General features: G+C 60.8%; 6 protein-coding genes. 4 read left to right on the top strand and 2 right to left on the bottom strand.

All coding sequences use genetic code 11. The annotated features are described in order from the left end of the window. Window positions 1-35: 35 nt before the first annotated feature. Window positions 36-701 (bottom strand): bifunctional 2-polyprenyl-6-hydroxyphenol methylase/3-demethylubiquinol 3-O-methyltransferase UbiG, encoded by a 666-nt coding sequence (locus LOY28_RS12625; protein WP_258613959.1) that lies wholly within the window; start codon window positions 699-701, stop codon window positions 36-38. A gap of 188 nt (window positions 702-889) precedes the next feature. Here LOY28_RS12625 and LOY28_RS12630 point away from each other — a divergent pair, with 188 nt between their 5' ends. From LOY28_RS12630 to LOY28_RS12650, 4 genes are all read left to right on the top strand, one after another. Further along, window positions 890-2668 (top strand): type I secretion system permease/ATPase, encoded by a 1779-nt coding sequence (locus LOY28_RS12630; protein ID WP_258613960.1) that lies wholly within the window; start codon window positions 890-892, stop codon window positions 2666-2668. Next, complete coding sequence (locus LOY28_RS12635; protein ID WP_018927963.1) at window positions 2646-3959, top strand: HlyD family type I secretion periplasmic adaptor subunit; 1314 nt, start codon at window positions 2646-2648, stop codon at window positions 3957-3959. Before LOY28_RS12630 ends, LOY28_RS12635 begins: the two co-directional genes overlap by 23 nt. Window positions 3960-3961: 2 nt before the next feature. Next, window positions 3962-5341, top strand: coding sequence for a TolC family outer membrane protein (locus LOY28_RS12640; RefSeq protein ID WP_018927964.1), 1380 nt, complete (start codon window positions 3962-3964; stop codon window positions 5339-5341). A 623-nt stretch (window positions 5342-5964) separates the two neighbouring features. Beyond that, window positions 5965-6681: a LuxR C-terminal-related transcriptional regulator gene (locus LOY28_RS12650; protein ID WP_026286568.1), complete on the top strand. Its 717-nt coding sequence runs from the start codon at window positions 5965-5967 to the stop codon at window positions 6679-6681. 117 nt (window positions 6682-6798) lie between these two features. Here LOY28_RS12650 and LOY28_RS12655 read toward each other — a convergent pair whose 3' ends face one another. Next, window positions 6799-12861: a DUF5801 repeats-in-toxin domain-containing protein gene (locus tag LOY28_RS12655; RefSeq protein ID WP_138867393.1), complete on the bottom strand. Its 6063-nt coding sequence runs from the start codon at window positions 12859-12861 to the stop codon at window positions 6799-6801. Window positions 12862-12866 lie beyond the last annotated feature (5 nt).

Genomic DNA, 12866 nt, shown 5'->3' on the forward strand with positions numbered 1-12866 from the left:
ACCGATCTCAGACCAGGTTGACATGCGTAAAAGCGTTATCGCTCAGCCACCAACAACAACGACTGCGGCACCGGACTTTGCGGGTGCTGCGGCTCCTGCAGGGCGGCCAGCCGAAAACCGGCCATGTCCAGGGCGTTGAGCCAACTGGACAAGGTGCGCGAGTACCACGGCATGGGTTGCCACTGCCCCTTGAACCCGGCGAAGGTCTCTTCCCGCCAACCGTCCTGATAGTTGCCCGCCGCCGCAGTCCACGGATGCAGCGTCTGGATCACCAGCGCGCCGCCGGGGGCGAGCAGGGCGTTCATGGCGGCGAGCAAGGGGATGATGTCCTGGTGCAGCAGGGCGAAGTTGGCGCAGATCAGGTCGTAGTCACTGCCGATGTCCACCTTGGCCTCTACCAACTCGTCATAGCTCGCCAAATGCACCCGCGAAGAGCCCGCCGCCCGTGCTGCTTCGACCAGTGTCGCATCGCCATCCACACCGACCGCCTCGATGGCCCGCTCAGCCAGCGCACGCAACAGCCAGCCCTCGCCGCAGCCCAGGTCGAGCACGCGCTCGGTTTGGCGGCCCAGTATCGCCAGCAGGATTGCCTGGTCGGTGACCTTGAGGCGGCTTTCGATGGTGCCGGTGCGGATAGCCTCGATCCAGGGCTTGGCGTTGTGGTGCCAGCTCTGGAGGAGGGTGGATTCGGGGGCGGGCATTTTGATGTCCAGAGTAATGGGGTGGATGGAAGGATAGGACAAGTGCGGGGCCTTGTTGGGGAAAGAGCTGAACCGGGGCAATTGCAGGGATAAAACTCGTGTGCCTTTGACGGTCTGTCGATTGCTACACACAGTCGTTCGGCATGATCTAAGCTCCTCAAGGTATGACTTTCCGAGCAGGGGTTTCCATGCGAAACACACCTGAAAACAGTCTGAAAATAGCGTTGAAAGCCTGTAGAGACAGCTTTGTTTCTGTTGGTTTTTTCAGCTTTTTCATCAACGCGCTGATGCTCGTTCCTACCTTCTATATGCTTCAGGTGTATGGACGAGTGGTCACCAGCGGAAGTCTGACGACCCTGGCGATGCTGACGCTGATCATGACCGGGTTGGTGGTAACGCTCGGTTCTCTGGAATGGGTGCGTTCACGCATCATGGTTCGGGTCAGTACCCGGCTGGATGTGTTGCTGGGTCGCCAGGTCTATAAGGCCAGTTTCAAACGGGCGCTGGAAAGTGGCGGCATGGATGCCTCGGCCCAGTCGCTCAACGACTTGACGGGCTTGAGACAGTTTCTCTCCGGTAATGGATTGTTCGCCTTTTTCGATGCGCCCTGGTTACCTATCTATGTCGCTGTGATGTTCATGTTCCATCCCTGGTATGGCTGGGTAGCGGTGGGCAGTGCGTTGTTGTTGTTATTTCTCGCGTTTCTCAATGAGAGGTTGACGGGGCCGGCACTTGCCCAGGCCAACAAGGAACATATCAGCGCGACGCTCCACACCACGAAAAATCTGCGCAACGCTGAAGTCATCGAGTCCATGGGCATGCTTGAAACCCTGATGGACCGTTGGGGGCGTCGCCAGAGAAATGTCCTGTTGCTGCAGTCCGGGGCGAGCGACAGAGGTGGCATCATCAGCACGCTTTCCAGGTCCTTCCGGATCCTGGTGCAATCGCTGATCCTGGGGCTGGGGGCGTACCTGACCGTGGATCACCAGGTGGGGCCAGGCATGGTGTTTGCCGGGTCCGTGCTGCTAGGGCGCGCCTTGGCCCCCATCGATCTGATTATCGGCAGCTGGAAGGGCTTTATTGCGGCCCGTTCGCAGTACCGCCGTCTCAACGACATCCTCGACAAACAACAGGCTCAGCCCGAGCGTATGTCATTGCCTGCGCCTCAGGGGCATGTGCAGGTGGAGAATCTGATCGTCGCGGCACCTGGCTCGAAAACCCCGATCATCAAAAACATAAGTTTCAGCGTACCTGCCGGCTGCATTGTCGGAATCATCGGTCCAAGTGCCGCGGGCAAGTCCACCCTGGCCAGGGCACTGATGGGGGTATGGGCGCCGCAGCATGGGGTGGTCCGGCTCGATGGCGCGGACATCAGCGCGTGGGACAAACATGAACTCGGGCCGTACATAGGTTACTTGCCCCAGGACATTGAATTATTCGAAGGCAGCGTCAGCGAGAACATTGCCCGCTTCGCCGAGGTCGACTCCGAGAAAGTCGTTCTGGCGGCCAAGTCCGCCGGGGTTCACGAAATGATTCTGCTGTTGCCCGATGGCTATGACACCGTCATTGGCAGCGATGGCGTCATGCTGTCGGGAGGGCAGCGCCAACGCATCGGCCTGGCCCGTGCCCTGTATGGCAACCCGCGGCTGATTATCCTCGACGAGCCCAATTCCAATCTCGACGAAGTCGGTGATCGTGCCCTGGCGGTGGCTATCCAGCAGCTCAAGCTGACAGGTGCAACCGTTTTTGTGATTACCCACCGAACCAACATTGTGTCCCAACTTGACCGGCTGATGGTGATGAGTGATGGCGCCATCAGTCTCTATGGACCACGCGAACAAGTGCTGGCCGAACTCGCGCAGCGGGCACAAAAGCACGCCACGCAAGCAGGCGCAAGCGTGGCTTCGGTGGCTACTCGCAAGGGTGATGCCGATGAACAGTACGATGCTCAGTCGTCAAACAGATAACTTCGCCGACCTGGCGGTCTCTGATCGAAAGATCCGTCGCCTGGGTTTTGGCATTTTATTGATGACCTTCGGGGTGTTCGGCACCTGGGCGGCGGTCGCACCGATCGATGGCGCGGCTTACGCGCCTGGTGTGGTCACCGTGCAGGCTTATCGGAAAACGGTACAACACCTCGAAGGTGGCATCGTCAAAGAGGTGTTGGCCCATGACGGTGACATCGTCAAGCAGGATGACCCGCTGATTATTCTCGATGATGCCCAGCTGCGATCCGAATACGAGATGACCCGAAGCCAGCTCATTGCCGCCAGAGCCATGGAGGCAAGACTCAAGGCTGAGCGGGACAATCTGCCAGTCATTGGCTTTGACGTCATGACCGATGCCGACAGTCTGCGAGGTGCCGAGGCGCGCCAGGGCGAGACCCAGGTATTCAACGCACGACGGGGGTCACGGTTGGGCCAGATATCGGTGCTGCAAGAGCGCATTGGTCAGTTGAATCAACAGATCAAGGGGCTGGAGGCGATGATCGGGGTCAAGAGCCAACTGAATAAATCCTACAGCGGTGAAATCGTTGAATTGACAGACATGTTGTCACAAGGGTTCGTCGACAAACAACGCCTGCTTGAGCAGCAGCGCAAGCTTGAAATGGTCAAGTCCGAATTGGCCGACCATCGTTCGACCATCACCAGGACGCGCCTGCAGATCAATGAAACACAGCTGCAGATTCTACAAGTCGATAAAGACTTCAATGCCGATGTCGCCAAACAATTGGCCGATGTCCAGACCAAAATCTACGACCTGCAAGAGAAGGCTTCCGCCCTGGAAGACCGGCTCAGCCATATCATCATCCGCGCACCCGAATCGGGCATGGTGATCGGCATGACGGTGCACACGATTGGCGGCGTCGTGCGCTCGGCGACGCCTTTGCTGGACATCGTTCCCTCGGTTTCTGAACTGGTCATAGAGGCCCAGGTGGCGCCGGTCGATATCGATCGCATCGCCATCGGCAAGCGTGCCGATATCCGTTTCGGCGCGTTCAACAGTGCGACCACGCCGGTGATCCAGGGCGAGGTCATCAGTGTCTCGGCGGACCGGCTGGTCAACGAAAAGACCGGGACTCCCTATTACCTGGCGCGGGTCCGGGTCACCGAAGCCGGCGTGCGCGCCTTGGGTGATCGCAAATTACTGCCAGGGATGCCTGCGGACGTGTTGATCATCACGGGGCAACGCACGCTGTTGCAATACCTTCTGCAGCCGGCCCGCAATGTCATCTCTCAAGCGTTGATCGAGGAGTGATCATGCGAGCGTCGACAGTTCTGCTGGGCGGGGCGTTCATGTTTGCCGCGGGTGCCGTTCTGGCGCAAACCACTGAAGCAAAGCCGACCGGGGTCAGTGCCTCGACTTACTCCACTGATCTCATGCAGTTGTACCGCGAGGCCCGGCTGGAAGACCCGCGAGTGTTGGCCTCGTATGCGCGAGCGAAGGCGGGCGAGGAACATCAGCGCGAGGCCCTGGGCTCGCTGTTACCACAGGTATCGCTCAACGCCGGGCAGAACCGGATTCATCAGGAGAGCGACCTGGTGCAGCGCAGTTACGACAGCGAAATCTACAGCCTGGTGCTGCGTCAGTACCTCTACAACAAGGCCGCGTGGGAGAACTACCAAAGATTCAAAAGCCTGGCCAAGCAAACCGAATCAGAAGCGCAGGAGGCCCAGGCCGAGGCTACAGTGGATCTCGCCCAGCGTTACTTCGCCGCATTGGCGGCCGAGGATGAACTGGAGTTGGTAAAGGCGGAGCGTCAAACCACGCAAAAGAGCCTGGACAGGGTCAATGCGTTGTACGAAAAGCAGCTGGCAATGATTACCGATCAGCTCGACCTCAAGGCCCGGGTCGATTTGCTGGCGGCGCAGGAACTGGATGCCCAGAACCAGGCCAGTATCACTCGCGAGGCATTGGCGGAGATCGTCGGCCGGCCAGTCAAGGAGAAGCTCAACCGGATTCGCGATGACGTGCAACTACAGGTGTCGACGCAGAGTCTTGAAACGTGGGTTCGCGAGGGTATAGCGCAAAACCCGGCGCTCAAGGCCAACGAAAGTGGTGTCGAGGCCGCAGGCGCTGCGTTGCGCGGCGGCAAGGGCGGACACTATCCGACCGTGAGCCTGTCTCTGAGCGCGCAACAGACCAACGAGGGCTACAACAACTCCCTGGCGCCGCGTACCGACAGTTATGTCGCCGGTATTGGCGTGCAAGTGCCGATATACAGCGGTGGTTCAACCTCGGCGCGGGTGCGGGGGCTCTACCAGGATCAGATTGTGGCGGAGCAGCAACTGGAAGCAGTCCAGCGGCAGGTGGTCAAGGAGATCACCACCGCTTACCTGACGGCCAACTCGAGCGCAGAAAAGATCAGTGCGAGCCGGCATGCCCTGGCCTCGGCACAGCTGTCCAGAGTGGCGGCAGAGAAAGGACTCAGTTACGGAATGGTCAATGCCGTCGATGTACTGACCAGTGTACGCAACGAATTCCGGGCTCGTCGTGATCTGCTCAAGACCCAATACGACTTCGTCACCAATGTCTTCACGCTCAATCGCTGGGCGGGCAAGCCGCCTGTCGAGAGTGTCGAAAACGTCAATGCCTGGCTGAGCCCCCGCAGCTCCAGCCAAAAACTCACATCCCCCTGAACTTGCCAGCAATACCGCCGTTGTAGACCCTCCACGCCAGGCTGGTTTTTCAGTGCCTGCCCACGGCCTGGGGCCGGCTTTTGGGTGGCTCGGCGAGGTGGGTTTCGCCGATAAATTGACGCTGGTTTTATTGTCGTGCTTTTCTGCACGCCACTCGTCGGTTAATTGACGATTTTGATCGGGGCAGACTTCAGCCGCAGGTCGCCGGTGGCGAGCCTAAGACCTTGATTTTCTAGGGGAGATGGCACCGTTGGGAACATCAGCCGGGCTATCCGCATGAGGCTGAGTCGACGACTGGCGGATGGCTGGGCTGGCAGCGCGCCGAGCTGGCCTAGACTCAGTTGAGCGGTTCGCAGGAGCACTTCATCAAGCGCAAACTATTGATGATTATTCCTATTTTTGTTGTTTCGATGGCTTTTGCCCGGCTTCTGGGAACGTCCGCAATCCCTGCCGGTGCAACGGGTGGAAGTGTCCCCCAGGGTTAATACCCGGGCGGGCACTGTCAAGGCCTGTCGGCGCTCGTATCTGTCCGTCAATCGTGAAGGACAGGTGAATGAGCTGCTGATCCAGGAAGGCCAACGGGTGGAGGCCATCGTTCATTTTTCAAGGGAGTCAGGACGGTAATGACGACCCAAATAAAACCAATAAGCGTGATGCTGATCGACTGTCGTCCTCTTGTTCTTATGGGCCTTCAAGACTTGATCAATGCCCGCAAGCCTCAGATGGAAGTGAGCGGGCAGGCCACCACCTATACCAAAGCGCTGGATCTTGCCGATCAGTTGCGTCCCGATGTCATTTTTTTCAGTTTCTTTCCGGATGCGCTGAACCCATTGGCGGTCGTCGCGGGGCTCGCCCGCAGCGCCGAAATGAAAGTCCTGGTGCTCAAGAGCCTGTACGAAACCGTCCCTGTTGCCCAGGCGATAGAGGCGGGCGCACGCGGCGTCGTGCTGGCGGAAGACCCGACGGAATCGATCATCCGAGCCATCATCCAGGTCCACCATCGCGACATCGGGCTGGATAGAGCCTGGGTCGGTGGGCTTTCCGACTATGCCGCGACCGGGCATATACCTTTGAAATGCAATTCGGAGCAGGCGAAACAGGCGCGGCTGACGCTGCGTGAAAAGGAACTGATTCGCGCCATCGTGGGGGATCCGTCTGCCAAATACATGTGCATCGCCGGGCGCCTGGGTATCAGCGAGCACACCGTGCACAATCACCTCAGTAACATTTATCAAAAGCTTAATCTCGTTAACCGGATCGACTTGCTGATATACGCACAGAAGCACGGGCTCACCAACAACGAAGAACCGCCCGAGTCCACTTGGGTGCAACTGCGCTGAATTTCTTCGGGGCGCCCAGCCGTCACTGTGTCGCCGTTCGTGAGCCTCATATCAGACCTGTAAGGCATGCGAGGGTGGTTTCTCACCACCCTCGCATTCTTTTACGCGTGCGCTTCCTCAGGCGCTGCCATGGACAATGTCGGTATTCAGGAGATCGACCCCGACCAAGGTGATGGTCGTGATTTGTCCGCCCGTTTCGGCAATCGTCACGACGCTGTTAGCGCCGCTGTTGTCGATCGACTGGACAACGGAGCTTTGGTCGCCGTTGAGCACCAGCGTGTCGCGCAGCCCTGCGCTCGCATCGAAGCCGGTGACCTGGTACTTGTTCTGGGTGAATGACAAGTCGACGTTGAAGGCATCCCGCACACCGGCCGTGCCAGCCAGCGTGAAGTCGAAGGTGGTGCCCAAGTCGTTGGCGAACAGGTTGGCGTTGAAACCACTCGTCGCCGAGTCCCCATCCTTGTCCGTCAGCGTCGCGTTGAACGCCAGCTTGATATCACTGGCCATGTTCTCGGTCTGCTGAATGAACTGGATCACCGGGATCTTGACATCGCCTCGGCCCATCGTGAGCTGAACCGCGTCAATCAGCAGCGAGCCTTCCTTTTGAACGAGGAAGGACACTTGTCCGCCGGCTTCTGGCGTCAGAGTGTTCACCTCGGTGAGGGCCGAAAACGTGCCATTCTCGTAGTAGATCCGGTAGTACAGGTCCTCGGTCGCCGTGTTGTACCCCCCCACGGAGTTGTCGATGAAAATCTTCATCCCCGTCAGCAGGCTTTCCGGATTGATCACGAAACTTTCATCGGCGGAGCTGATGGCCGCCAGGCTGTCTCCCTGGAGAAGGTTATTGCCGACGCCGATGCCGGACGTGCTGACGTTCATGGCCGCCGGGTCGATGTACGACGGCAGCGGGGTGGTCTGTAGCTGGGCTTCGGTGGGGTCGGGTTTACCGACCCCGATACCGGGAAGGATGTCCGAAGGCGACGCCGTTGCCTTGGCGGAAAAGAACACAATCTCCTCGGATGGCGAAGGAATCGTCGGCGGATTCTGCGCCGGGATCAGCAAGGTGCGCACCGGATCCGGGCCGCCGGCACTGAGCGAGCCGTCGGCACTGCTGAGCACGATCGTCGAACTGAAGCCTTGCACCAGGTCCAGTGTGTAGCTGCCATTGGTGTAGGCGGTCAGCGTGTAGTCGACGCTGGTATTTGCCGTGGAGGCGTTGTTGTCGAAATCGCCGGTCAACGTGCCTGCGAAATGGTAGGCGCCGTTGGCATCCGGTGAGGGTGACTGCTCGGTGAGCGTGCCGGTGCCGGTGGTGGTCGTGTTGTCTGGCCGGACGAGGGTGAATTGGTTATTCACCAACGAAATATCCAGCCCGGTTGCACCCAGCCCGTCGGCTCCGTTCGAGTGATCCCAGTACCCTGTTTGTGGAAGGATACTACCGGTCCCGATCAGGTTGCCGAAGGCAAGTGTAGGGCCGTCGTCCTTGAACACCAGGTTCTGCCCTATGTTCAGGGTCGCCTGGGCGCTGTCGCCGTCCCCATCGGTCTTGGTCGCTATCAGCGTCACCAGGTTGTCCGCCGACAGCGTCGTCGAATCATCGGGATTGCTGGCGTTGGGATGCACCACGGCACGGAGCTGGTCGAGGGTGACGTCGCCATTGGCGGCGACGCTGGCCGTGAACACCAGCAAGTTGCTGGTGGCCGTGCGGCCTTCGACCACGCCGCCGTTGAGCGACAGGTTCACCGCCTGGCCGCTGGCCGTGTCGGTCAGCCCGGAGGCCCCCACCACCACGCCCAGCGCATAGGTCAGCGTGCCGGCGCCATCGGCGCCAAACGCGGAGGTGAAGTTAGCCGCGAAGCTCTTGGTATCGTTGGTCGCCAGCACCGTCTCGTCGACCGTCAGTGTCGGCTCCGTGCCGGTGGTGCTGATGCTCGGTCCGTCGTCCTTGAACACCAGGTTTTGTCCGATGTTCAGGCTCGCCTGGGCGCTGTCGCCGTCCTTATCGGTCTTGGTCGCCGTCAGGGTTACCAGGTTGTCCGCGGTCAGGGTCTTCGAATCATCGGGATTGGTCGTGACGGGATGCACCACGGCCCGGAGTTGGTCGAGGGTGACGTCGCCGTTGGCGGCCACGCTGACCGTGAATACCAGATCGTTGCTAATCGCCGTGTGGCCTTCGACCACGCCACCGTTGAGCGACAAGTTGACCGCCTGGCCCGTGGCCGTGTCCACCAGCCCGGAACCGCCCGCGACCACGCCCAGCGCATAGGTCAGGGTACCGGCACCGTCAGCGCCAAACGCCGAGGTGAAGTTAGCCGCGAAGCTCTTGGTATCGTTGGTCGCCAGTACCGTTTCGTCGACCGTCAGGATTGGCTCGGTGCCGGTGGTGCTGATGCTGGGGGCGTCATCCTTGAATACCAGGTTCTGGCCGATGTTGAGCGTTGCCTGGGCGCTGTCGCCATCACCATCGGTCTTGGTTGCTGTCAGCGTGACCAAAGTGTCCGCAGTCAGGGTCTTCGAATCATCCGGATTGGTCGCGTCGGGATGCACCACGGCGCGGATCTGGTCGAGGGTGACGTCGCCATTGGCGGCGACGCTGACCGTGAACACCAGCAGGTTGCTGGTGGCCGTGCGACCTTCGACCACTGCGCCGTTGAGCGACAGGTTCACCGCTTCACCGGTGGCCGTATCGGTCAGCCCTGAGCCTCCCGCGACCACGCCCAGGGCATAGGTCAGCGTGCCGGCGCCATCGGCGCCAAACGATGAGGTGAAGTTGGCGGCAAAGCTCTTGGTATCGTTGGTCGCCAGCACCGTTTCGTCGACCGTCAGCGTTGGCTCGGTGCCGGTGGTGCTGATGCTTGGCCCGTCATCCTTGAACACCAGGTTCTGGCCGATGTTGAGGGTGGCCTGGGCGATGTCGCCGTCCTTGTCGGTCTTGGTCGCCGTCAGGGTCACCAGATCGTCCGAGGTCAGGCTCGTCGAGTCATCGGGATTGGTCGTGACGGAATGCACCACAGCGCGGATCTGGTCGAGGGTGACGTCGCCATTAGCGGCGACACTGACCGTGAACACCAGGTCGTTGCTAATCGCCGTGTGGCCTTCCACCACGCCGCCGTTGAGCGACAGGTTGACTGCCTGGCCCGTGGCCGTATCCGTCAGCCCGGAGCCGCCCGCGACCACGCCCAGCGCATAGGTCAGGGTGCCGGCACCGTCGGCGCCAAACGCCGAGGTGAAGTTGGCGGCAAAGCTCTTGGTATCGTTGGTCGCCAGTACCGTTTCGTCCACTGTCAGCGTCGGTTCTGTACCGGTGGTGCTGATACTTGGCCCGTCGTCCTTGAACACCAGGTTCTGGCCGATGTTGAGGGTGGCCTGGGCGCTGTCGCCGTCCTTATCGGTCTTGGTCGCTGTGAGCGTCACCAGGCTGTCCGAAGTCAGCGTTTTCGAATCATCCGGATTGCTTGCGTCGGAATGCACCACGGCCCGGAGTTGGTCGAGGGTGACGTCACCGTTGGCGGCGACGCTGACCGTGAATACCAGATCGTTGCTCGTCGCCGTGCGGCCTTCCACTACGCCGCCGTTAACCGACAAATTCACCGCTTGGCCGGTGGCGGTGTCGGTCAGCCCGGAGCCTCCCGCCACCACGCCCAGGGCATAGGTCAGCGTACCCGCACCGTCAGCGCCAAACGCCGAGGTGAAGTTGGCGGCAAAGCTCTTGGTATCGTTGGTCGCCAGCACCGTCTCATCGACCGTCAGTGTCGGCTCGGTGCCGGTGGTGCTGATGCTCGGCCCGTCGTCCTTGAACACCAGGTTCTGGCCGATGTTGAGGGTGGCCTGGGCGCTGTCGCCGTCCTTGTCGGTTTTGGTTGCCGTCAGGGTCACCAGATTGTCCGCGGTCAGCGTTTTCGAATCATCGGGATTGGTGGTATCGGGATGCACCACGGCCCGGATCTGGTCCAGGGTGACGTCACCGTTGGCGGCGACACTGACGGTGAACACCAGCAGGTTGGTGGTGGCCGTGTGGCCTTCCACCACGCCGCCATTGAGCGACAGGTTCACCGCCTCGCCCGTGGCTGTGTCCACCAGCCCTGAGGCTCCCACCACCACGCCCAGCGCATAAGTCAGGGTGCCGGCTCCATCAGCGCCATACGCCGAGGTGAAGTTAGCGGCAAAGTTCTGGGTGGCGTTGGTCGCCAGCACCGTTTCGTCGACTGTCAGCGTTGGCTCGGTGCCGGTGGTGCTGATGCTGGGGGCGTCATCCTTGAACACCAGGTTCTGCCCGATATTTAGCGTGGCATGGACGCTGTCGCCATCCCCATCGGTCTTGGTCGCCGTCAGCGTCACCAGGCTGTCCGAGGTCAGCGTCTTCGAATCATCGGGATTGGTCGCGTCGGGATGCACCACGGCGCGGATCTGGTCGAGGGTGACGTCGCCATTGGCGGCGACGCTGACGGTGAACACCAGCAGGTTGCTGGTGGCGGTGCGGCCTTCGACCACGGTGCCGTTGAGCGACAGGTTGACTGCCTCACCGGTGGCCGTGTCGGTCAGCCCGGAGCCACCCGCGACCACGCCCAGGGCATAGGTCAGCGTGCCCGCACCGTCAGCGCCAAACGCCGACGTGAAGTTGGCGGCAAAGCTCTTGGTATCGTTGGTCGCCAGTACCGTTTCGTCCACCGTCAGGGTCGGTTCCGTGCCGGTGGTGCTGATGCTCGGCCCATCATCCTCGAAGATCATCTTGGAGCCGATTTCGGCGGTTGAGGTGCTGGACTGCAGCACCTTGAAGCCGCCAATGTCGAAGTCAGCGTGCGTCTTGTCGCCGCTCTTGTCGGTCAGCAACCCGGCGTTCTCGATCATCACGCGGTTGTGGTCGGTCGCCGTGCTGTAGGTGATCTGCGAATCGGTCGGAACGCCGGTGATCAGCACCGTGCCGTCGGCGTTGTAGGTGATGACGGCGGTGCTGACGGTGGCGCCCGCGAACGTCTTCACGGTGACACTGCCGTTAATGATCGCGACCTTTTCGGTGCTGTCGTTGGCGTAGCTGTTGATGAAGTTGACGCCGCTCTGCGACCCGCTGATGTTGTCGGCGTTCTTGACGGCGGTGAGCAAGAGCTTCGCGGTGGTGCCGCCGGTCTCCTGCACGACCTTGAAGGTCGCGGAGCGGGCGCCGAAGTACTGGGTGAAGTCGATGTTCGCTTCGACGCCCGCTTCGCCCGGGCTCAGGTTGGGGATCGTGAAGTCCGCCTTGGCACCGGTGACGAAGCTGAAGCGCAGGCCTTCCTGTTCGGTGATCGCCTGGTTGTTGGTGCCCAGGGTTGTGCTGCCGCCGCCCTGGCTGCTGTTGACCGTGTCGGCGCTGGTGATGGCAGCACTGCTTGCCGACTGATCCAGCGGATCCCTGCCGGTGACGACGATCGAGACGCCGGGAATCCGGCCGTTCGCATCGGCCGTCGCGCCCGCGGTCGTGAACATCAGGAACAACTGCTGGCCCGACGGCGCATTGGCCAGACTGAATTCCGCGTCCTGACCGGCTCCGATGAACACCTTATTCAGCAGATTGACCGCATCGTCGGGGTTCGTCGCATCTGGATGCTTGAGCGGTTGGTACTCCACGGTCCAGATTTTGCCGCCCGACAGCGGCGACCCGGTTTCTTCGATATAGGCTGCGAACACGATTGCGCCGGTTGCGCTCCCGGCTCGGCCCACCAGGATGTTGTCGTTGCTCGTATCGGTATAGAGAAGGATGCTGGTGCCATTGAGGGTATCCAGTCCGCTGTCCACGCCATTGAGCAGTGCGCCAGTGCTGTCGACGAAGCTGATATTGGTAATGGTTGCTCCGGGGTCAGCGCTGACGCTGAACGCATTGCTGCCGGTATTGCCCACGGCGCCGGTATAGCCACTCAAGGCCGCACCCGTTGCGGTACCTGCACCCAGTGCGGTCAAACGGGTAGAGAAAGTCGAGGGCAGGGACGCCAACGGAATGTCGTTGTCATCAGCGTCTCCCGCGGGGCTTGGCGTGGCGGTGAGGTTCTGTAGCCCGGCCGTTTCGTCCAGCGTAACGTTCGCGCCGGAGGCCACGACGCTCAGCGCGTTGGTCGTAATCGACGTTGTCAGCGATGGGTCGAGGGTCGAAGTGTAGAGGGAAGTCGGATCGCCCGGCAGCGATGAATTTTGCTCGACAATAGTCATAACTT

Origin of the sequence: Pseudomonas sp. B21-017 (assembly GCF_024749245.1) — a bacterium.
GTDB lineage: Bacteria > Pseudomonadota > Gammaproteobacteria > Pseudomonadales > Pseudomonadaceae > Aquipseudomonas.